This is a genomic window from Kribbella sp. NPDC023855 (genome assembly GCF_040639475.1).
In the GTDB taxonomy this organism is placed as follows: Bacteria; Actinomycetota; Actinomycetes; order Propionibacteriales; family Kribbellaceae; genus Kribbella.
Genome location: NZ_JBFAAA010000006.1, coordinates 19,891 through 40,960, shown reverse-complemented (window position 1 = coordinate 40,960; position 21,070 = coordinate 19,891). Strand labels below are relative to the sequence as shown.

The window sequence follows — 21,070 nt, the reverse complement described above, 5'->3', positions numbered from 1 at the left end:
CGGAGCCCGCCATGACCGAACCCGTACTCCGGATCGCCAAGGGCGACCCGACTCCCGAGGAACTGGCCGCCCTGCTGGCCGTCGTCTCGGCCCGCTCAGCCGCCGTCCCGGCCCCGTCAACCAGCACGGACCGCGCCAGCAACTGGGCCACCTACTGGCGCAACCACACCCGCCCACTCCACCCCGGCCCGAACGCCTGGCGCGCCAGCGCCCACCCGTAACTAGTGGCGGCGGAATCTGACCAAGGGGTAGAGCGGGGCCGGGGAGTTGCCGTAGGACGGGCCGGGGAAGGTGGTGGCGCCGTCCAGGCGGAGTCCGTACTGCGCGGCGCGGGCGACCAGGACGGGTAGCGCGTCCTCCGAGCGGTGGTCGTCGGGTGTGCGGCCGGTCGCGTAGCGGGAGGACTCGCGCTTCTCGGTGGTGGTGATGAAGACGCCGTCGGGGCGGAGTACCCGGGAGACCTCGGCGAGGATCCGGTCGCTGTCGTCCACCAGGTGCAGGAGCCAGATCGCCAGTACTGCGTCGCAGCGGCGGTCCGCGATCGGGAGTTGGGCGGCGTCTGCGTTGGCGACATGGCCGGGGAGGCGGATGCGGGCGTGCCGGAGCATCGCGGGCGACAGGTCGATCCCGTGCACCAGGTTGCCCTGGGCAACTAGTTCGGTGGCGACGGTGCCGGTGCCGACCGCGAGCTCGAGAACGCGGCCGCCCTTGGGGAGCAGCTCGAGGATCGCGTCGGCCGCGGCCTGGGCGCGTTCGGGGCCGCCGCGGGACTCGTCGTACCGGGCGGCTTCGGCTTCGTCGTACTGGATCGTGCGCGGGGGTGCCCAAAGGGTTGGCCAGGAGATGCCGACCTGGGCGAGCATCCGGCGGACCAAGGGCAGCGAGATGCCGACGACGTTGTGGTAGTCGCCCTCGATGCCGGCCACGAACGGGCCGCCGAGACCGTCGACGGTGAACGAACCCGCGACGACCAGCGGCTCGCCGGTCGCGACGTACGCGTCGATCTCGTCCTCGGTGAGGTCGGCGAACCGGACCGTGGTGGAGGCGAGTTCGCGGATCTCCTGCCGGGTGGAGGTGTCGAACAGGCAGTGCCCGGTGTGCAGGATGCCGGACCGGCCGCTCATCATCCGGAGCCGCTCGCGCGCGACCTCCGGCGTACCGGGTTTGCCGTAGGCGACGCCGTCGATCTCCAGCACCGAGTCGCAGCCGAGCACGGTCGCGTGGTCGTCCAGCGTGGAGACGACCGCGCGCGCCTTCAGCACCGCGAGGGTGCGGGCCAGTTCGCCCGGGCTGTCGGCGGTGACGTGGTCCTCGTCGACGCCGGAGACGATCACCTCGGGCTCGACACCCGCGTTGCGCAGCGTCTTCAGGCGAGCCGGCGACGCCGACGCGAGGACGAACCGCGGCCGGGCCGGCTCAGGAGTCATCGGGGCGCTCACAGTTTGGCGAGGGCGCGGCGGAGCGGGTCCAGGCCGATCGAGCCCAGGTTCAGCGCGTCCCGGTGGAAAGCCCGCAGGTCGAAGTCGGCGCCCTTGCGCTGCATCGCGTCCTCGCGCGCCTGCAACCAGATCCGCTCACCGACCTTGTACGACGGCGCCTGCCCCGGCCAGCCGAGGTACCGGAGCAGCTCCGCCCGGAGGAACTCGGTCTCCATCCGCGAGTGCGCCCGCAGGAACTCGAACCCGTACTCCGCGTTCCACCGCTCGCCCGGCCGCCAGCCGAACGGGTTGTCCGCCGGGATCTCCAGCTCCAGGTGCATCCCGATGTCCACGACGACCCGGGCGGCCCGGAAGGCCTGGCCGTCGAGCATGCCGAGCCACGCGCCCGGCTCCTCGAGATAGCCGAGCTCCTCCATCAGCCGTTCGGCGTACAGGGCCCAGCCCTCGCCGTGGCCGGAGACCCAGCTGCCGACGCGCTGCCAGCGGTTCAGCAGGTCGGTCCGCAGCATCGTCTGGGCCACCTGGAGGTGATGCCCGGGCACGCCTTCGTGGTAGACGGTGGTGACCTCGCGCCAGGTGGCGAAGTCCTCGACGCCGTTCGGCACGGCCCACCACATCTGGCCCGGCCGGGTGGTCAGGTCCTCACTCGGCGGCGTGTAGTAGATCGAGCCGTCGGAGGTCGGCGCGATCATGCAGTCGATCCGCTGGATCGATGCCGGGATGTCGAAGTGGGTGCCGGCCAGCTCCTGCACAGCGGCGTCGGCGAGCTGCTGCATCCAGTCCCGGAACGCATCCTTGCCGTGGATCATCCTGGCCGGGTCGTTGTCGAGCAGCTCGGCGACCGCCGCGATGCTGCGGTCGCCGTTGTTCAGCGCGGCCGCGATGGTCTCCATCTCGGCCTCGATCCGAGCCAGCTCCTGCCAGCCCCAGGCGTAGGTCTCCTCGAGATCGACGGCTGCCCCGAGGAACTCCCGCGAGGCCAGCGCGTAGACCTCCCGGCCGCACGCGTCCCGGCTCGGTGCCTGCGGCAACAGTTCGGTGGCCAGCCACTGCCCGAACTGGTCGTACGCCTTGCGGGCCGAGGCAGCGGCCGCCTCGACGGTGGCCTTGACCGGGGAGTCGGGCGCCTGCGCGGCCAGCCCGGCGAAGAAGTCGTCACCGTCGGCGCCGGTCCAGCTGGCGATCCGCTCGGCGAGCGCGTTGACCTGACGCGCCGCGGACACCCGGCCGAGGCCGGCCTGCTCGGTCAGGGTCTCGCGATAGCCGTCGAGCGTCGTACCGACCTGGTTGAGCCGGATCGCGATCGTCTCCCAGTCGTCCTGCGTCGCGGTGGGCATCAGGTCGAAGACCTGGCGGATGTGCGTCGCCTCGCAGGAGATCACGTTGAGCTGATGCTGCGGTACGCCGGCCTGGTAGCTCTCCAGCTGGAGCCCGAGCCGCTCCAGCAGCCCGTCCTTGGCGACCTCTTCACGCGGCGACGCCACCTGGACGGCGGATGCCTCGGCGACCGTCCGGCGGTTCAGGTCGATCAGCGCCTCGAAGCCGGCCGGCGATAGGTCCGGCAGCCGGTGGTCGTGGCCCTGGATCCCCATGAAGGTGGCTTCGGCCGGCGATAGCTCGGCGTACGCCTCGAGGTACCGCTCGGAGATCTGGTCGATGGGGCTGTTCGGTGTGGTGGCATCCGTCACCACACCGACACTACCGCGCGCGTGATCCGCGATGCCGGTACTGTGTCGCTCTCTCGTCAGTGGAACGACGCTGACGTCAGTGAAAGGGACACGGGGTTGACGCAGCCGCCATACGGTCAGCAGCCAGGCGGGCCCTACCCGCAGAACCAGCAGCCGCCCTACCAGCAGCAGCCCGGCCAGTCGCCGTACCAGTACGGGCCGCCGTCGGTGGCGCCGCAGCAGGGGCAGCAGGGCTTCGGCTGGGGCCCGCAGTTCGCTCCGCCGCCCGGCCAGGGCGGTCCTCAGGGCTACCCACCGCAAGGCGGCTTCCCGCCCGGGCAGGGCTACCCGCCCCAAGGCTTCCAGGGCCAGGGCTTCCAAGGGCCGGGCTTCCAGCCGGGCTGGCAGCAGCAGTTGCCGGCGCGGAAGAAGTCCAAGGCGCCGCTGTTCGCGATCCTGGGCATCGTCGGCGCGTTGGTGGTCGGGTTGTGGATCTTCGGCGTGATCAAGAAGAACGCCGACAACAACTACACCCAGCCGACCACGACCGAGCCGAGCTACCGCGCCACGACCACCGGGCCGACCGAATCACCGGAGCCGACCGAGGAGCCGACGGCCACCGAGCAGCCCACCACGACGGAGCCGACCAGCACGGCGACCTCGCAGCCCACGCCGTCCGGAGCCTCGGACCTCGTCATCCTGGCCAAGAACAAGCTCTACACGACCGGCCCGATGCGCACGGTGAACTGCAAGGAACCGAGCGTCAGGCCGAACACGCTCGCCAACGCCGCCAGGTACTGGGCCGCGGTCAAGCCCTGCCTGGACCGCGCGTGGGCGCGCCAGATCGCGCTGACGGGCTATCAGTTCCGGGCGCCGTCGATGCTCTTCTGGTCCGGCGTCAGCGTGAACACCCCGTGTGGCGACGGCGCCGTGCCGGTGCCGTTCTACTGCCCCACGAACCACATGATGTACATGAAGGCCGACAACTTCGTGAAGGTGTACAACGAGTACCCCGGCGCGGAGGACAAGGCGTACGCACGGATGTGGTACTCCCGGTCGATCGCCCACGAGTACGGGCACGCCATGCAGTCCGTGACCGGCATCCTCGAAGCGTCGCACCGAGTCAAGTACGAACTGCCCGACACCGACTCGCGGTTGCGGCAGACCCGGCGGGTCGAGCTGCAGGCGAACTGTCTGGCCGGCGTCTTCCTGGGCGCGAACAAGCGCAGCTACCCGATCAACGGGCTGATGCTGCAGGTCTGGAACAAGTGGGTCGTCACGTCCGGTGACAAGCCCGAGCAGGGCACCCACGGCAGCAAGGCGAGTCAGGCGTACTTCATGGGGCGCTCGTTCATCACTGCCAACCCGGCCAGCTGCAATACCTTCGCAGCGTCACCGAAGAACGTCAGCTAAGGACCCGTCCACCCGGGTACAGTGCCCCGATGAACCAGTGTCCTCAGGGCACTGAGCGCACTGAGGCAAGGTGCGCTGTTGCTGCGGCACAGGAATACGCAGCAGCAGCGCACCGACCCCGGCGGCAGCGCTAGGAAGTCTTGGCGTCGAGCAGTTGCAGCAGGTCGTGGGCGGCGAGCTCGATCTTCTTGTGCCGCCACTCGGAGGCCCGGTAGACGCAGGCGATCAGCCCGGTGCGGTGCAGCCGCCGCAGATCGCCGTACACGAAGGCGTGGCGGGCCTTCGTCTCGTCATTGGCCCCGACGGTCAGCCCGAGATGCCACTGCCCGTACTCCTCCCACGAGTGCGACTCGAGGAACTTGTTCTCCGCCTCGGCCCCCGGCTGGACCGCACCCCAGTCACTGTCCAGCACGTACTGCCGGCCCTCGATCAGCCGCTTCGCGTACTCCACCGCCTGCTCATTGACCTCGTACTTCGCCATGTCACTCCAGTGCCCACAACCGGGCTCAGGACACTAGGTGAGCTCTTCGGCGAGCGACTCCGGGGCTGCCTGCCGCCAGGAGTCGAGGAGGATGTCGCGGAGTTCGGCGGCGTCTTCGAGGGCGGCCAGCCGGGCGCGGACCCAGCTTGAGCCGGCTTCGTGGGGTGGCACCCAGAACTTCTCCGGTTCGGCGGCGATGAGTTCGGCGCGTTCGAGTCGGGGGCAACGCACGGCGAACGAGGTCTGGTCGTCAGGGACGGTGAGAAACATCCGGCCCGCCACGTCGAAGGTCGGATGACCCCAACGCTCCTTCTCCACCACTCCGGGGAAGGACAGCGCGATCCTGCGTACGTCGTCTGCGTCTAGCACGACGACACAGTAATAGCCGGGACGGACAATCCGTCCCGGCTATCGGAAGATCAGCGACGGCGACCCGGCAGGAGCAAGGCGAGTAGTGCGCCGACTGCGACGATCGCGGCACCCACCCACACGGCCGGCACCAGGCCCTCGACGTACTCGGTGGGGCTGGCGTAGGAGCCGGCAGAGGCGAAGACGGAGGCCAGGACGGCGACTCCCATCGCCACGCCCACCTCGCGGATCGTGTTGTTCGTACCGGACGCGACGCCCCGGTCGGCGTCGCTGAAGCTCGCCATCACGATGCTGGCCGAGGGAGCGAAGGTGAGTCCCATTCCGACCCCGGCGAGCACGAACGGGACGACGTACGAGCTGTAGCCGATGTCGACCGTGGTGATCAGGGCGATCCACGCCAGCGCGCTCGCCAGGAAGACCTGGCCGGTCGCGATCAAAGTGCGGGCACCGACGCGGTCGACGACCAGACCGGCCAGTGGCGCGACCACCATCGGCGCCATCGTCCAGGGCAGGGTCCGCACGCCCGACTCCAGCGGCGTGTAGCCCTGCACGATCTGGAAGAACTGCGCCAGCAGGAAGACCGAGCCGAAGACGCCGACGGAGAAGGTGAAGGCGGTGGCGTTCACGACGCTGAAGGCCTTGGTCCGGAACAACCGCAGCGGCAGCATCGGCGCGGGTGCCCGGTGCTCCCAGGCGATGAAGGCGACCAGCAGCGCGCCGCCACCGATCAGCGCGGTCAGAATCCTCGCCGAGGTCCAGCCGTCGTCGGCACCGTGCACCACACCCCAGACGATGGCGAGCACGCTGCTCGCGGACAGCACCAGGCCGAGCAGGTCGAGCTTCTGGGCACCACCGCGAGACTCGGTCAGCACCCGCGCCGCGAGCGGGATCGCGATCAGGCCGATCGGCACGTTCAGCCAGAAGATCCACTGCCAGTTGATGCCGTCGACCACCGCACCGCCGACCACCGGCCCGACCGCGACACCGAGGCCGGAGATCCCGCCCCAGATGCCGATCGCGGCACTGCGCTGACGAGCCGGTACGGCGGCCGCGAGCAACGTGAGCGACAACGGCATGACCGCGGCGGCGCCGACGCCCTGGATCGCCCGGGCGCCGATCAGCATCCACGGCTCGGTGGCCAGCGCGCAGGCCGCCGAGGCGAGGGTGAACAGCGCGATGCCGGCCAGGAAGACGCGCCGCCGGCCGAGCCGGTCGCCGATGGCCGACGCGGTCAGCAGCAGGGCAGCGAAGGACAGCGTGTAGGCGTTGATGAACCACTGCAGGTCGGTCAGCGAGGCCCCCAGCTCGGCCTTGATCACCGGCAGCGCGTTCGTCACCACCAGGTTGTCCAGCGTCACCATGAACATCGGGATGCCCACCACAGCGAGCACGGTGCCCAGCGAGCGCCGTACGGCGGGCTCGTCGGCAGGCTTGTGGTCAGGCGCCCGGCCGGCGGGTTCGAGGGCGGTCCTACTCATTGCGGCTCCTTGTTGTTATCGACTGATAACTTACTCCAGATCAAGGTATGCATTGACTGATAACATGTCAATTGATTCGAACAGACCGGTGATCGTGGAGAGGACCGCATGACGAAGACCAGGCTGACCGCGGCCGAGCGCAGTGAAGAGGTCCTGCAGGCGGCGGTGGTGGCGTTCGGTGCCAACGGGTACGCCGGGACGAAGACCGACGAGATCGCCCGGTTGGCCGGGGTGTCCCAGCCCTACGTGATCCGGCTGTTCGGCACCAAGCAGCAACTGTTCCTCGCCGCCACGCATCGGGTCTGCGACCGGATCGAGGAGACCTTTCGGCAGGCCGGCGCCCGGGAAGGCTCACTGGCCAGCCTGGGCGAGTCCTACAACGAGCTGATCCCGGAGCGTGAGCTGCTGGTGGTCCTGTTGCACGGTTTCGCGGCCAGCAACGACCCCGTGATCGGCGAGGCCGTCCGGGAGCGCTTCGGCCGGATCCACCGGGTGGTCGGCGAACTCACCGGCGCGACGCCGGAGGAGGTCACCCGGTTCATGGCCACCGGCATGCTGCTCACCGTGATGGCCGCGATGCAGGTGACCGGGCCCAACCCGGTCTCCTGCAGCTGGGCCACCGAACTCCTCTCCAGCCTCAGCACCAAGGACTAGTTGCCGGACTCCCCGACCGACTGTCCGGAGGCGTACCAGATCGCTGCCGTCGCGGTCCCGAGCGCGAGCACGGTGACGACGAGCGAGCCCGGTACGCCGGCGCCGCGGATCAGGCCGGCCGTCACCGCGACGACCGGGCCGAGCAGCAGCGCAATGCTTGCCGGAAGCAACCACTTTCGCAATGCCCGCCGGTCCACCCTCGCGTACGACGGGATCTGGCCGGCGAAGGCGGAGGCCAGATGCACTGTCAGCAAGGCGATCCCGGTGACGACCAGTGCCCAGCTCAACTCGTTGGGAGCCCGTAGCAACCAGCCCAGACAGATGACCAGCAGGAACATCAGTGCGGCCAGAGAGTCCGGCAGCACCACACAGGCGACCAGCAAGACCGATCCCACCACCGAGACCGCGTCCATCTGGTCCCACGACTGCAGGCCGGGCAGCACGAGTGCCACGATGCCTGCCAGCGCGATCGCCGACCGGGCGAGCCAGGTTGCCAGGTCGGTCGCCCGGAGCTGCGCCAGCCACTGGCTGATCTTGACCGCCGAGCTCATGACCGCATCCTCGGCGCCGAGGCCACCCGCGCCGCGTCCCGCAGTACCTCGTCCAGTGTCCCGGCGCCGCGCCAGCCGACCGTCGGTACGCCGAGGTCGCTCAGCCGGTCGAGTTCCGCGCGCCGCTCGAGCAGGCGGAGCCGCCAGGCCAGCGGCCAGGCCTTCGCGTCGTGCTCGGCCACGTCGATCACGTCGCCCGCGTCCGGTGGCAGCGTGTCGACCGCGATCACCGTGCAGCCCGAGTGGACCAACGTGACGATGTACCCGAGCATCGCCTTGCGCAGCAGCGGGCTGAGCACGATCACCAGGCTGTCCGAGCGGATCCGGTGCCGCCTGGCCAGCTGGTTCTCGTCGTGCTGGCGTCCTCCGCGATCCGCGTGCACCAGTACGTCGAGGATGCGCCGCAGGTGGGCCCGGCCGCTCCCAGCGCGGACACCGCCGACCGTCGTACCGGTGTCGATCAGCCTGACTCGGTCGCCGTGCCGGAGGTAGTGCTCGGCGATGGAGGCTGCTGCGCGAACGGCTGTGTCCAGGCTGCTCGATCGGCCGTCGATGCCTTCGCTGACGCCGACCTCCGTGCCGGAGTCGAGCAGGAGGACGACCTCGGTGTCGCGGTCGGACCAGGTCGACGTGACGTGCAGCTCGCGCGTCCGGGCCGACACCTTCCAGTTGATGCGGCGCAACCTGTCGCCGGTCCGGAACGGCCTGACCCCTGCCAGCTCAGTACCCTCACCAGGCCGCCTGGACCGATGCAGCCCGACCAGCCCGGCAGGACGCGGTACTGCGTCCACTGCCTCGAACCCGGCGCGCAGTGGCAACGTCTTGACCGCCACAGCGGCGGGAGACGTCACCTGTACCCGGTAGGCCCCCAGCACGGAGGTAGCGATGACATGGGGGTGCTCCAGCTCCCGCAGGCCCCAACGCTCGGAGCGCACGCCTACCTCGACGGTCACCGCGCCCTCTGTGACCGGCTCGGCCACGGCGGCTTGCGGCGGGTCGTAGCGGAACCACGGCGACCGCACCAAGGCCATCACGACCAGGTCGATGTCAGGATCCAGTCCGTCCGCAACCTTCAGCCGGTACGTCGTGGCCTGTCCCTCGAACAGCACGTCGGCGTCCAGCTCGGTCTGGAGCACTGGCTTCTCACGCGGCCGGAAGTACCGACCCCAAGCGGCGAGGAAGGCCAGTGGAAGGCCCAGCACTGCCATGTCCGGCCGGCGGCCCAGCACAGCGATCAGCAGCAGGACGGCAGCCACAGCGAGCGCCCTGATCTGTGCGTGTGTCGGCCCCCAAGTCACTGCCGGGCGCCCGCGACAGTAGGCGGCGCAGGCACCGATCCCAGCACAGTACGAACGACAGTGGCTCCAGTCACCTCATGCAGCCACAGCTCAGGCCGCACAGTGATCCGGTGAGCCAGCGCCGCAGTAGCAACCGCCTTCACATCCTCCGGTACGACGTAGTCGCGCCCCTGGATGACGGCGTACGAGCGAGCCGTGAGCAACAGGGCCAGCGAGCCACGGGGCGAGGCGCCGACGAGTACCTGGGAGTCGCGGCGAGTCGCGGCAGCGAGCTCCACGCAGTACCGGCCGACAGTGTCGTCGACGGTGACTCTCTCGATCGCCTGTTGCGCCGCGAGCAGCCCGGCCGCGTCAGTGACCGCCTCGACCTGCTGGTCCTCCGAGCGGCGGCTCATGCGGCGCTGCAGGACCTCCCACTCCTCGGCGGCGCTCGGGTAGCCGAAACCGATCCGGAGCATGAACCGGTCGAGCTGAGCCTCCGGCAGCGGGTAGGTGCCTTCGTACTCGACCGGGTTGGCCGTCGCGAGCACATGGAACGGCACGGGCAGGGGGAACGTCTCGCCTTCAACGGTGACCTGGTGCTCCTGCATCGACTCCAGCAGCGCGGCCTGCGTCTTCGGTGGCGTCCTGTTGATCTCGTCGGCCAGCAACAGGCCGGTGAAGATCGGACCGGGCCGGAACACGAACTGCGAGTCCCGCTGGTCGTAGACGAAGGCGCCGGTGACATCGGAGGGCAGCAGGTCCGGAGTGAACTGCACCCGGCGGAACTCCAGCCCGAGGGCCTGCGCGAACGACCGCGCGGCCAGCGTCTTGGCCAGTCCCGGGTAGTCCTCCAGCAGCACGTGCCCGCCGGCCAGGATGCCGGCCAGCACCAGCTCGAGCGCGTCGCCCTTGCCGACCACTGCCTCGCCGACCCGGTCCAGCACCTTCCGGCTCAACGCCGACACCTCGCCGAGGCTCAGCTCATCAGTCACGGGTTCCTCACAGCTTCTCGATGGTCTGGACAGCCACTTCGATCTCCGCGAGCGTCGCGGTCCGTGCCTCGGTACTGGTGATCAGGTCCCACAGGTGGTCGCCCACCACCGCGCGGGCCCGCTCGGGTTCCAGCTGCGGGTCGATGCCGTGCCGGTGCACCAGCCTGTCGACGGTCAGCTCCAGCAGCAACGGCTGGATCCGGCGGGCGAATGTCATCGACCCCTCGCCGGCTCTGCGCTCCCGGTTCGACTCCTGCACCCAGGTCGCCAGGAACTGGGTCCGGTTGTCACTGTTGCGGCCGCGCCGGGCCGCCAGCTTCTCGTCGTACCGGGCCGGCCAGGTGGTCTCCAGCACCTGCGGCACGACCAGCCGCAGCGCCACTGAACCGAATCCGATCGCCAGGCCCATCGCGACGAACCACAGCGGTCGCGGCTGCGTCCCGGCGAGCCCGAAAGCCACGATCAGCACGATGCTGCCGACGGCCGCGAGCAGTAGGTGCTGCAGCACCAGCTTGTTGGTCGAGCCGAGCTGCAGCCTCATCGGCGCCCCTCCTCCGATGCTGCTCCCGGCGCGGCTGCTGCTTCCGGTCCTGCGGCCGGCGCGGCTGGGGCTCGGCGGGCGATCGCCGCTGCGAGCTCGTCGCGGAGCCGGACGAGGGCTGCGCGTGCCTGCGTGCGCGCCTCCTCGCTCGAGCCATGGGTCGAGTACCGCGCCTCACGGTAGAGCTGCGCGAGCCGGAGCAGCTCGGGCTCGGAGACGCCACCCACGCCGAGCACCCGGACCGTGAACTCGGCCGGCGTCTCGGACTCCTGCCGGCCCACGCCTGCCGAGGCAGCCGCGCGTTCGAGCGCCACCCAGCAGGCGATCACGCCGTCGGTCGCAGTACCGGAGTCGACGGCGGCCAGGCCTGACTCGACCGCGTCGGCCAGCCGGTCGACCTTCACCCGCTCCCAGTCGGTGTCCGAGCGCTCCGCCACCGGTAGCTCGACCTGCCTGAGCGTCCGGTAGAGCGCCCAGGCCAGGAGCAGCAGGATCACCGCCCCGATGAGGTAGATCACCGCCTGCCAGACCGCCTTGACCCAAGCAGGCATCTCGGACGCCTTCGGCTCTTTCCTGGACGCCGGCGACTGCTGCGGCGGCGTCACCTGGCCTGCCGTCTGGGTCGGGAGCGGCCGGGGCGCCGATGTCGCGGTGCTCTCGCTGTACGGCCGGACGCTGCCACCCGCGGACGCCAGCACGACGAGCGCGATCGTGGCGACTCCCAGCATCAGGACGATCGCCACCGCCCACGCGCTACGACGGCTCGGCTGCATTCGGGAAGACTAGCTCGGTGTAAGGCCTTACCGGGTCAGAATCCGGTGTCCAGCCAAGGCGTCCGCGGCGACAGGAAGGCCCGCGAGGTCACGGCCAGCGCGCCCTCCGTCCGCTCCTCCACCAGGCCCGCCGCGCCCAGCAGACCGAGCGACGGCCGGCCCAGGTACGCCGTACCGAGCTCGCGCACGCCGAGCACGAGGTCCGGGCTCCGGTCGGTCTTCTCGCAGGTCGCTCCGCCCGGGCCGCCCGCAAGGTGCCAGGAGCCGGCATTCCAGGGCAGGAAGTCGTCTTCGATGCCCAGTACGACGTCGAGCTCCTCGGCGTAGGTCCGCGAGGCCAGTGCCTTGCCGACATCCGCCACCCGGCCCCAGAGCCCGTCCAGCGTCGTCGCGCGCGCCGCGCGTGGGTCGACCAGCAGCATCAGCAGCGGGTCGTCGGACGGCAGGTGCTCGTACGTCGTTTCGCCCAGCAGGTCGGGGTCGAGCAGGAACTGCCAGAGCGCGACATGGGCGGCCAGGTCGGCCGAGTGCACCCGGACCACATCAACGAATCCCTTGTCGGTACGCCGGGTGCGGTAGTGCGTGTAGCCGACCAGCTCGCCGTCCCGCTCGGCCAGCACGCACCGCAGCGGAGAGGCGCCTTGGAGCGCGGTCGTCACGTTGTCGTGCGTCACGTAGTACTGGAAGTTCTCGTTGTGCTGGAACATCCCCGGCCGGGTCAGGGCCTCGGCGTTGTGGAACGCACTGGTCTGCGCCAGCGACTCCTGCGGATCGGCGAACCGGAGCCGGACGTCCTCGACCCCGGCGACCTTGCGCAGCTCGCGGGAGACCCGCTTGATGGTGACCTGCTGATGATCGGAGGACAGCCCGTAGCCGAACCGGCCGTAGATCACCGGCTCGCTGGCGGTCAGCACGGCCAGCGGCTCCCCCGCCTCGTACAGGCCGGTCAGCTGGCGGCGCATCAGGTCCCGGAGGATGCCGCGACGGCGGTGCGTCGACAGGACGCCGACCATCGTCACGCCTGCCACGGGCACCTGACCGCCCGGGACGGTCATGCTGAAACCGAAGGCACCCGCGTGCCCGACCACGTCCTTGCCGTCGGTGGCGACGACCGACCGGTCGGGCTCCCAGACCCGCTTCTCGGTCTCCAGCTGTGCCTCACTCCAAGGGGCCGAGAAGGCCAGGTCGATGACCTGCCGCAACTCGTCCCACTCACCGTCGAACCGCCCGATCTCGATCGTCATACCCCCTCCCTATCAGACCGGACCAGACGGCCGCCGGGATTTTCCAGGGGCGTCCTGGCCGGCTGTCCCCAGGCCGGCCAGAAGCCCTGATCAGAGGGTGATCGACCAGTTGGTGAGAGTTCCGGTGTCGCCGGGACCGTTGTCGCCGATGCGGAGGTTCCAGATTCCGGTGGCGTTCTCGGTGCCGACCGGCGTCACGGTGTAGGTCTTGCTGGCCGGTAGTGGGTGGCAAGTGCTGCCGCCGTACCGCTGCAGGTAGTACCAGCGGCCGCTCGGGGAGACCACGCTGATGTTCAGGTCCTCGAGGCAGGTGTGGTTGCCCTCCACGGTCACCTTGAACGGGCTCGCCGCCTGGCCGGTCGCGGTCGAGCGGATCGGGCTGATCGTGGTCTGGAAGTCCCGGATCGGATAGTCGGTGCCGTTGGCAAACGTCCGGCCGCCACCCGGATCGCCCGGCTGCGTCCGTGCGGTCACGGCCGGACTCGCCGCCGATTTGTTGCCAGCAGCATCTTTCGCCTGGATGGTGAAGGAGTAGCTGGTGTCCGGGGTCAGCCCGGACACAGTGGCCGTCGTGCCAGCGACAGTGGCGGCCAAGGTGCCGCCGTTATAGACGTCGTACCCGGTGACACCGACGTTGTCGGTGGCGGCATCCCAGGCCAGCGAGACGCTGCTGGACGTCGTACCGGTAGCGCGCAGGTTGCCCGGTGTGGTCGGTGCTTCCGTGTCGTCACTTGGCGTGCCGGTCAACAGAATGAGATTCCATGGTGAGGGCCTCGTTCACCGGCTGGAAGATGGAGTTGTCGTCGTTGGCGACGCAGTTGCTGTTGCCGCCCGAATGCAGGCCGACCGCCTTGTCGCCGCGCAACCATGCCCCACCCGAGTCACCGCCCTGGGAGCAGGCGTCGGTTGTGGTCAGGCCGTCGATCACCACGCTGCCGTAGTCGATCGACTGGTTCACCGCCCGGACCTTGCCGCACTCGAAGTTCGGCGCGGTGTTGCCGGAGTGGCAGACGGTGTCGCCGACGATCGCTTCGGCCGAACCGCTGACCGTGACGGCCGGCTGTCCCCAGGTGTTGACGTTCGGGGAGATCGTCCAGCCGCTCTCGGTCACGGCCACCACACCCATGTCGCCCTCGGGGGCGTTGACACTGCGGCTGCCACCGACATTCGACGTACCGAGCTTGTTGCTCTGCCCACTGGCCCCGTACGCCGCCTGGTTCGCGTCGTTGGTGCAGTGCCCGGCGGTCAGGAAGTGCTTGTTGCCTTGAGCATCCGTCGCCGGGAACCCGACCGAACAGTTGGACTCACTCCCCGGCCACCACGGATCACCCGGATTCACCTCACCGGCCTGCTGCCGGAAGTTCGTCGCGACCTGGACGACCTGTACTCCGTCGCCGAGCCCGCGGAGCGCGTCGTACGCGCCACGCGCCTTCACCACCACCTTGTTGCTGACCGGGTCGATTCCCCAGCTCTGCAAGCCTTTCCCGCGGTCGGCCCGGGTGATCTTGTCGACCTTGGCCAGCAGCTCCTCCAACTGGGCCTGGCTGCGGGTGACGAGCTTCGGGGTCGCGCCCGCCTGCCGCACCCTGGCGGCCTCCTGCTCGTTGATCACCGCAACCATCAACTTGCCGTCGGCAATCCACCGGCCGGCCTGGTTCGGGGACTTCGGCAACTTGCCGGACAGCTGATGCAGCACCGCTTGCTGGTCCAGCGGCTTGTTGCCGCCGGCCAACACTGCGCCGCCTGCCTGCTGCTGGTCCGCAGTCGCCGGGCCGCCGACGGTGACCAGGGCCGCGATCGCGGCGATCACCGCGGCTCCGCCGACCGTCATTCTGCGCCTTGTCATCGGTGTTCTCCTTGAATTCGCACATCGAGGGGTTGCGGCGACCCTAGGAACGAATTCACGGCACCGATATGCGCCGAATACCTTTCACAGTTAAGGCTCAAGCCTCAACACTTCACTTCAGTGTGCAGGCCAGGTCCAGCGGAAGCCGTACCGGCCCGGACCGAAGTTCAGGGCGACACCGTGGACCGATGCCTGCGGTTCCACCTGGACGGCGAGCTCGTCGGCCTCGTCCAGCCGGGAATAGCGCTCGCAGGTGACCGGGAGCCGGTCCGGATCGAAACAGATCTCCAGCACGAACTCGCGTACCGGCAACCGGAATTTCCGCTCGTAGTTGGTGGCCGGCGGATACGGCGCGGAATTCACCAGTTCGTGCTCGGTGATCACCGTCTCGCCTTTGCGCAGCGGCCGGTCGAACAGCAACTCGGCGACCAGCAGCCCGTCCGCGGGACGCAGTACGGTGCGACCCAGCCGGCAGTGCCGCAACGGGCGGATCTCGGGCAACGCGCGGTCGTGCTCGTCCACGTGCATGATCACCACCCAGCGGTCGGGCCCGTCCGCCTCTGCGCGCAGTACCTGGCGGGAGTGGTAGGAGTGCTCGCCGCCGTCGGACCCGACGAACACGCGGTCGTGCTGACTGATCCTGGTCAGCCGCTCGTCCCACTTGATGTCGACCTCGCTGACAGCGTCCTCGACGGCGTCGGGCCGCGGCCAGAACGCCGCTACGTCCGGCGGATCGGGCACCGTGCTCAACCACCGCCCCCGCCTGCGCGGCGGACCCAATGAGTCCACCAGCGTCCCGGCCGGTACTTCGAGGACGGTCTCCAGCAACTGAACCGCGGCCAGCGAATCCCGCCGCTCCGGACGCGATCGCCCGGACTGCCAATAGCTGAGCGTGGCCAAGCTCACCGAGATGCCCTGCACCCGCAGCCGATCGCGAATCCGCTCGAGTCCCAGTCCACGGGCCTGGATGGCCGCGCGAAGAACCCGAGCGAACTCGCTGTCCGCCTGCAGTGGCTCCGGCATAGTCCGCACACTAATGACGCGGTTCCAGCTGCGGAAGGCATCACACGTTTAACAGTTAACTGGTGCTGAGCGTGCGGCGCAAACCGTCCATCACCAGGGTCGGAGCCATCCCGACCGACTCGTAGAGCCTGAGCGCCCGCGACGGGTTGTTCGTGTCGACGTGCAGGATCGTGCCCGCCCGCCCGGCAGCCGCATCCAGAGCGAAGGAGTCGCGGAGCAGGAAGGTCGCGAGCCCACGGCCACGGAACTCCTCGATGACGCCCAGCCCCGAGAGGTGACCACAGTTGTCGCTCTCGATGAACTCGTCGCCGCAGGTGCGGAACGCCACGGCCCGGCCCTCGATCTCCAGCAGGGTGAGCTGGGACCAGGCGAAGGTCGACTTGGCCTCGAGAGCCTGCACCCACTCGTCGTGCGGGCGCGGCACGAAACCGAACTGGCCGTGGAACGCGGCCAGGATGACCTCGTGAGCCGTCCAGCGACTCGCGTCGTCGAAGGCACCGCGGCGAATCGTCACCCCCGCGGGCAACGCCGGAGCGACGACCGGTCCGGCGTGGTCGATCCGCATCCGGAAGTACGTCGTACCGAGGTCGAACTCGTTCCCGGACAGCAACGCCCGCAGCGGCTCGTTGTCGTGGTGGACCCAAACGTCCACGGTGATCTCGGCGTGGCCACCGGCCCGCCCCATCGCCGTCGCGCGCTGCATCGTCCGCTCGTAGAGCCAGGCTGCCACCGACGGCTCCGGCGACGTCACCTCGATCTCGACGAAGTCGTGCTTCCCCTTGGCGAACGCGGCCCCATAGCCAACCGGGACATCGTCGCGACCGAGCACCAGGAATCCGTCCGTACTCCGCCCGAACCCAGGCTCGACGATCTTCTCCGCGACCTCGTTCAACGTGCAGTCGGCGAACCCGACCAGTGTCGTGTTGTAGGCCGAGATGAGATCAAAGATCCCTTCGGCATCGGTCGTCTCCGGAGCGCGGACACGGAACCCGTCCGGCAGAACGGCAGTCGCCGTCATCGCTCACTTTCACAGTTTTTTGTCATACCTACCCGATGCACCCCACCTCCCAAAGGTTGCGTTCCCGGCACCCCCGGCACTGGACTGATGAAAACCATTTTCATATACTCGGGTCATGGCCGCCCATCGCACGACGCCGTTGACCCTGTTGACCGGGCTTTCCACCACGCTGCGCGAGCCCGTCCTGGCCACCATGGTCGACGCCACCACCGTCGCAGTCGTGGTGGAGCAGGACGAGTTGCGGCAGCGTGGGGTGCTGACCTGGCGGGTGTTCGACCAGGGCGGTCCGATCGACGCCGGCGAGTTCACCGTCGACGACGATTGCGGCGCTTGCCAGCTGATCGAGTCGCTCCTGCCGCTCCTGGAGACCCTGACAGCGCGCGGTCACTGGCGCCACGTAGTACTGGCTGCTCCGCCGGCGATGGAGGCTCGGTCGCTGGCCAGTGCTCTGGTCGTCACGATGCCTGAGGTGCGGGTCGACACGGTGACGTGCGTGATCGACGCCGTTCTGCTGGTCGAGCAGCTGTCCGGTGACGAACTGCTGGACGAGCGCGGTCTCGCCCTCGGACTACCCGACCGGCGCAACGTGGCCGAGCTGACCGCACGACAGATCGAGTACGCCGATGTCTGCGTGCTGGCGAACGCGCATCGCAGTAAGGCTCCGGAGCGGTTGCACCACCTCCTCCGACACCTGAACCCGCGTACGACGGTCGTCACCGCCGACCCCGCCGGAGTACCGACTGAGCCTGTCGCGCAGCTCGGGCGGTTCGACTTCGAAGCAGCAGAGGCCTGGGCGGGCGAGCTGGCATCAGCGTCGCGCCTGCAGCCGAGCGGCGACGGCGTCGCCACGGTGTTGTGGCGGTCGAGCCGGCCCTTGCACCCCGCGCGTCTCAACGAGGCTCTCGAGGACATCGTCGACGGTGTCGTTCGCAGCCGGGGCATCGTCTGGCTTGCCAACCGGCCGACTCAGCGGGTGCGCTGGGAGTCGGCCGGTTACAGCGCATCGCTCGGCACGCTCGGCGAATGGGCCGACACCGAGCATCTCGCCGAGTGCACCGTCGTTGCGACCGGTGTCGGCCTCGATCCGGCTCGCCTGCAAGCTGTCCTGGATGCCTGCTTGCTGACGGAGTCCGAGCTCGCCAGCCTCGACTGGCAAGCCCTCGACGACCCCTTCGCTGGAGTGCTCTGAGCTGTTAGTCGCGAGCGGCCGCGAGGTGCATGGCTGCGGCGGCCTGCAGGTGATCGAGATCTGATGACACGGTGGCGAAGGTGTACCCCTCGCTCAACCGTTGCCGGGCCTCCGCACCGCTGTGCGTATGGATGCCCGCGGCAACACCCGCCGCGGCCGCAGTACGGGCGATCAACTCCACGGCGGCATCGAACGTCTCGGCAACGTCCGGATCGCCCGGATACTTGCCGCCGACAGCCAACCGCAGATCAGACGGCCCCACGTAGATCCCGTCCAACCCAGGCGTTGCGCAAATCCCCGCGACGTTCTCCAGCCCCTGCCGAGTTTCGATCATGGTCAGTACGACGGTCGCCGCGTCAGCCTCCGCCGGCACCGGACCGATCCGCAGCCCGGACCGAGCCGGCCCGTACGACCGCACGCCGTTGGGTGGATACCGCGCTGCCTCCACCGCCCGCAAGGCGTCCTCAGCCGTGTCGACCAGCGGCACGATGACGCCGGCCGCACCGGCATCCAGGGCCCGCCCGATCGGCGTCGGGTTGTTCGCCTCGACGCGCACCAACCCCGCAGTACCGTTGCCAGCGGCATCGATTGCGATCAGGCCGTCCAGCAGGCCCCGGGAGTCGATCAGCCCGTGCTGTCCGTCCAGTACGACGTAGTCGTACCCGATCAGCGCGATCCGCTCGGTCGCCGCGGGTGCGTCCAGCATCACCCAGTACCCGAGCGCGACCTGCCGGCTCCTGAGCCGATCGGCAAAATCCTTCGACGACATCTTGTCCCTCTCAGCCGAGCAGCGGCAGCCGGGGAGCGTAGTCGCCGAGTAACTCCAGGTCGTCCTCGGTGAGCGGCAGCCGCCCGGTTGCCTTCAGCACGTACGTGGTCGTGTCCCACTGGATCACATCCCAGGCCTCCGGGCCGAACAGTCCGTCCAGAGTGCGGGCAGTCACCTGCAGCCCTTCCGGATCCGGTTCAGGTGCCTCGGGCAACTCAAGGGTCAGGTCGAGATGATGAACCGTTGCCTCCAGCACCAGTGTCGCGACGAGATCCGCGGCCCGCAGTACATGACCTTGCGTCTCGACCTTGTGCCCCTTCTCGGCCAGTGCCACCACCGCCGCCCGCGCTGCCGCGCCGGACACCTCGGCCCAATGCCCGACCAGCTTCGACGGCGGCTGGTACGCCGATGCGACCGTGCTGAAGAAGCTCACGTCGCCAGAATCACCGGCCGGGAAGTCCCGCCAGTACGACACGAAGTCCCGATCCGGCTCTTCCGTCGACGGAGTCGCGAACGCGACCAGTGCCCGCTCCGCGTCGTACAGGAGATGGACGAGCAACGCTCCGACGGACATCCCTTCGCAGCGCGTCGGCCGCTCGAAGTCGGCATCACTCAACCCGCGCGCGACCTCCGTCAGCCGCCCATAGGTCCGCCCAAGCGTCCCCGCCAACCCCAACGGCAACGCACCACGCCCAGGAGCCTTCATACGACCGAACCTATCCCCGTTCCCGGGCTCAGGACTAGACCGGCGGTACTCCGTGGCGGCGGGTGCTGAAGTGGCGGTTCTTGGTTTGGGCGGCGGCGAGGCGGGCGATCAGGTCGTCGCGGAGGTTCTCCGGTTCGACGATCGCGTCGATCACCAGGTCGGCGGCCAGCCGGAGGATGTCGATGTCGGTCTCGTACTCCTCGCGCAACTTGGAGACGTACTCGACGCGTTCGCCCTCGTCCGCGATCTCCTGGATCTTGTTGTAGTAGACCGCGTTGATCGCCGCCTCCGGACCCATCACCGCGATCTTGGCCGTCGGCAGCGCGATACACGCGTCCGGCGAGAAGCCCGGTCCGCACATCGCGTAGAGCCCGGCGCCGTACGCCTTCCGGACGATCACCGACACGGTCGGGACGGTCGCCTCCGACACCGCGGTGATCATCTTCGCGCCGTGCCGGATGATGCCGGCCCGCTCGACCTCCGAGCCGATCATGAAGCCCGGTACGTCGCACAGGTACACCAGCGGGATGTTGAACGCGTCGCACAACCAGATGAACCGGGCCGCCTTGTCCGCCGAGTCGACGAACAGCACGCCACCCTTGACGGCCGGCTGGTTGGCCACGATCCCGACCACCTGACCGGCGAGCAGCCCGAACCCGGTGACGAGTTCCGGCGCGTACGACGGCTTGAGCTCGAAGAACGTCTCGGCATCGAGCAACGCGTCGATCACGTCGTGGATGTCGAACCCGACACTCTCCTCCACCGGCACCAGGTCGCGGGTGAAGTCGCGGCCGGCCGGCGCCGCGTCGTACGACGGAGGCTGGGCCTGCCACGAGCCGGGGACGTAGGAGAAGTACTGCTTGGCGAGGTCGATCGCCTCGGCATCGTCGCCCGCGAGCAGATCACCGCAGCCGGAGACGCTGGTGTGCATCCGGGCGCCGCCCATCTCCTCCAGCGTCACCTTCTCGCCGACCACCATCTCGGCCATCCGGGGCGAGCCGAGGTACATCGAGGCGTTGCCGTCGACCATGATCACCAGGTCGCAGAACGCCGGAATGTAGGCGCCGCCCGCGGCGGACGGGCCGAAGAGGCAGCAGATCTGCGGCACCTTGCCGGACAGCGCGACCTGGTTGTGGAAGATGCGGCCCGCGCCACGCCGGCCGGGGAAGAGATCGACCTGGTCGGTGATCCGCGCGCCGGCCGAGTCGATCAGCCAGAAGATCGGCAGTTCGTCGCGCAGCGCGACCTCGGTGATGCGGACGATCTTCTCGACCGTCCGGGCACCCCACGAACCGGCCTTCACGGTCGGGTCGTTCGCGACCAGCAACGCCGGCCGCCCGTCGACCAGCGCACGGCCGGTGACGACACCGTCCGCGGGCAGGCCAGGGTTCAGCGCGTTGGCCAGCTGCGCGTCCTCGACAAAACTGCCTTCGTCGACGAGCAACGCAATCCGGTCCCGGACATAGAGCTTGTTCTGCGAGGCAAGCTTGGCAGCCGCCTTCTCAGGCGGCGCCACCGTCGCCTCACGGGCAACCTTGACCTCAGTCCAGTGATCGCGACTCATGAAACCTCCAACCCTGAAAAGGCGAGTATGACAAAGGTCATGGGGCCTCCCGGTCTGGACTGAGGAGCGGAGG

The 21,070-nt window shown here is 69.0% G+C and carries 22 protein-coding genes; 4 read left to right on the top strand and 18 right to left on the bottom strand.

Annotation, left to right across the window (positions count from 1 at the left end; all coding sequences use genetic code 11):
- The first annotated feature begins 11 nt into the window (after positions 1-11).
- Positions 12-221 carry an acyl-CoA carboxylase subunit epsilon gene (locus AB0F51_RS21835; RefSeq protein ID WP_360282638.1) on the top strand — a complete coding sequence of 70 codons (210 nt, stop codon included), beginning with the start codon at positions 12-14 and terminating at the stop codon, positions 219-221.
- Here AB0F51_RS21835 and AB0F51_RS21830 read toward each other — a convergent pair whose 3' ends face one another.
- Positions 222-1,427, bottom strand: coding sequence for a Maf family nucleotide pyrophosphatase (locus AB0F51_RS21830; RefSeq protein WP_360282636.1), 1,206 nt, complete (start codon positions 1,425-1,427; stop codon positions 222-224).
- An 8-nt stretch (positions 1,428-1,435) separates the two neighbouring features.
- Positions 1,436-3,127 carry a DUF885 domain-containing protein gene (locus tag AB0F51_RS21825; RefSeq protein WP_360282634.1) on the bottom strand — a complete coding sequence of 564 codons (1,692 nt, stop codon included), beginning with the start codon at positions 3,125-3,127 and terminating at the stop codon, positions 1,436-1,438.
- A 96-nt stretch (positions 3,128-3,223) separates the two neighbouring features.
- On the opposite strand from AB0F51_RS21825, the gene AB0F51_RS21820 reads away from it, so the two are divergent.
- Positions 3,224-4,519 (top strand): neutral zinc metallopeptidase, encoded by a 1,296-nt coding sequence (locus AB0F51_RS21820; protein WP_360282632.1) that lies wholly within the window; start codon positions 3,224-3,226, stop codon positions 4,517-4,519.
- 130 nt (positions 4,520-4,649) lie between these two features.
- Here AB0F51_RS21820 and AB0F51_RS21815 read toward each other — a convergent pair whose 3' ends face one another.
- The 3 genes from AB0F51_RS21815 to AB0F51_RS21805 are packed head-to-tail and all read right to left on the bottom strand — an operon-like array spanning position 4,650 to position 6,847.
- A complete protein-coding gene (locus AB0F51_RS21815; RefSeq protein WP_360282630.1) occupies positions 4,650-5,000 on the bottom strand; it encodes a hypothetical protein in 351 nt (116 codons plus the stop codon).
- Positions 5,001-5,033: 33 nt separating this feature from the next.
- Entirely contained in the window at positions 5,034-5,369 is a 336-nt protein-coding gene (locus tag AB0F51_RS21810; protein WP_360282628.1) for an MmcQ/YjbR family DNA-binding protein, read from the bottom strand.
- Positions 5,370-5,419: 50 nt separating this feature from the next.
- Positions 5,420-6,847, bottom strand: a complete 1,428-nt coding sequence (locus tag AB0F51_RS21805) for an MFS transporter (protein WP_360282626.1) — start codon at positions 6,845-6,847, stop codon at positions 5,420-5,422.
- Positions 6,848-6,955: 108 nt separating this feature from the next.
- Here AB0F51_RS21805 and AB0F51_RS21800 point away from each other — a divergent pair, with 108 nt between their 5' ends.
- Entirely contained in the window at positions 6,956-7,501 is a 546-nt protein-coding gene (locus AB0F51_RS21800; protein WP_360282624.1) for a TetR/AcrR family transcriptional regulator, read from the top strand.
- On the opposite strand, the gene AB0F51_RS21795 is transcribed toward AB0F51_RS21800, so the two are convergent.
- The 10 genes from AB0F51_RS21795 to AB0F51_RS21750 form a co-directional block, all read right to left on the bottom strand.
- Positions 7,498-8,052 carry a hypothetical protein gene (locus AB0F51_RS21795; RefSeq protein WP_360282622.1) on the bottom strand — a complete coding sequence of 185 codons (555 nt, stop codon included), beginning with the start codon at positions 8,050-8,052 and terminating at the stop codon, positions 7,498-7,500. The two genes, AB0F51_RS21800 and AB0F51_RS21795, sit on opposite strands and share 4 nt — an antisense overlap.
- Positions 8,049-9,308, bottom strand: coding sequence for a DUF58 domain-containing protein (locus tag AB0F51_RS21790; protein ID WP_360282620.1), 1,260 nt, complete (start codon positions 9,306-9,308; stop codon positions 8,049-8,051). Before AB0F51_RS21790 ends, AB0F51_RS21795 begins: the two co-directional genes overlap by 4 nt.
- A gap of 38 nt (positions 9,309-9,346) precedes the next feature.
- A complete protein-coding gene (locus tag AB0F51_RS21785) occupies positions 9,347-10,324 on the bottom strand; it encodes a MoxR family ATPase (protein ID WP_360282618.1) in 978 nt (325 codons plus the stop codon).
- A gap of 7 nt (positions 10,325-10,331) precedes the next feature.
- Positions 10,332-10,865, bottom strand: a complete 534-nt coding sequence (locus tag AB0F51_RS21780) for a hypothetical protein (protein ID WP_360282616.1) — start codon at positions 10,863-10,865, stop codon at positions 10,332-10,334.
- On the bottom strand, positions 10,862-11,638 hold the full coding sequence (locus AB0F51_RS21775) for a DUF4129 domain-containing protein (protein ID WP_360282614.1): 777 nt from the start codon (positions 11,636-11,638) through the stop codon (positions 10,862-10,864). Before AB0F51_RS21775 ends, AB0F51_RS21780 begins: the two co-directional genes overlap by 4 nt.
- Before the next feature lie 35 nt (positions 11,639-11,673).
- The gene (locus AB0F51_RS21770) at positions 11,674-12,882 is read right to left on the bottom strand and encodes a GNAT family N-acetyltransferase (RefSeq protein ID WP_360282612.1); all 1,209 of its coding nucleotides are present in this window, start codon (positions 12,880-12,882) and stop codon (positions 11,674-11,676) included.
- 90 nt (positions 12,883-12,972) lie between these two features.
- Entirely contained in the window at positions 12,973-13,629 is a 657-nt protein-coding gene (locus tag AB0F51_RS21765; protein WP_360282610.1) for a proprotein convertase P-domain-containing protein, read from the bottom strand.
- Positions 13,610-14,728, bottom strand: coding sequence for a S1 family peptidase (locus AB0F51_RS21760; protein ID WP_360282608.1), 1,119 nt, complete (start codon positions 14,726-14,728; stop codon positions 13,610-13,612). The genes AB0F51_RS21765 and AB0F51_RS21760 overlap by 20 nt, the downstream gene beginning before the upstream one ends.
- A gap of 117 nt (positions 14,729-14,845) precedes the next feature.
- Positions 14,846-15,751 (bottom strand): XRE family transcriptional regulator, encoded by a 906-nt coding sequence (locus tag AB0F51_RS21755; protein ID WP_360282606.1) that lies wholly within the window; start codon positions 15,749-15,751, stop codon positions 14,846-14,848.
- 55 nt (positions 15,752-15,806) lie between these two features.
- Positions 15,807-16,769 carry a GNAT family N-acetyltransferase gene (locus tag AB0F51_RS21750; RefSeq protein ID WP_360282604.1) on the bottom strand — a complete coding sequence of 321 codons (963 nt, stop codon included), beginning with the start codon at positions 16,767-16,769 and terminating at the stop codon, positions 15,807-15,809.
- 115 nt (positions 16,770-16,884) lie between these two features.
- On the opposite strand from AB0F51_RS21750, the gene AB0F51_RS21745 reads away from it, so the two are divergent.
- Positions 16,885-17,958: a GTP-binding protein gene (locus tag AB0F51_RS21745; protein ID WP_360282602.1), complete on the top strand. Its 1,074-nt coding sequence runs from the start codon at positions 16,885-16,887 to the stop codon at positions 17,956-17,958.
- Between the two features lie 4 nt (positions 17,959-17,962).
- Here AB0F51_RS21745 and AB0F51_RS21740 read toward each other — a convergent pair whose 3' ends face one another.
- Genes AB0F51_RS21740 through AB0F51_RS21730 form a run of 3 tightly spaced genes read right to left on the bottom strand, consistent with a single transcriptional unit; the run spans position 17,963 to position 20,997 of the window.
- Positions 17,963-18,727: an aldolase/citrate lyase family protein gene (locus AB0F51_RS21740; RefSeq protein WP_360282600.1), complete on the bottom strand. Its 765-nt coding sequence runs from the start codon at positions 18,725-18,727 to the stop codon at positions 17,963-17,965.
- 10 nt (positions 18,728-18,737) lie between these two features.
- The gene (locus tag AB0F51_RS21735) at positions 18,738-19,433 is read right to left on the bottom strand and encodes a maleylpyruvate isomerase N-terminal domain-containing protein (RefSeq protein WP_360282598.1); all 696 of its coding nucleotides are present in this window, start codon (positions 19,431-19,433) and stop codon (positions 18,738-18,740) included.
- A 34-nt stretch (positions 19,434-19,467) separates the two neighbouring features.
- Positions 19,468-20,997 (bottom strand): acyl-CoA carboxylase subunit beta, encoded by a 1,530-nt coding sequence (locus AB0F51_RS21730; RefSeq protein WP_360282596.1) that lies wholly within the window; start codon positions 20,995-20,997, stop codon positions 19,468-19,470.
- Between the last annotated feature and the right edge of the window lie 73 nt (positions 20,998-21,070).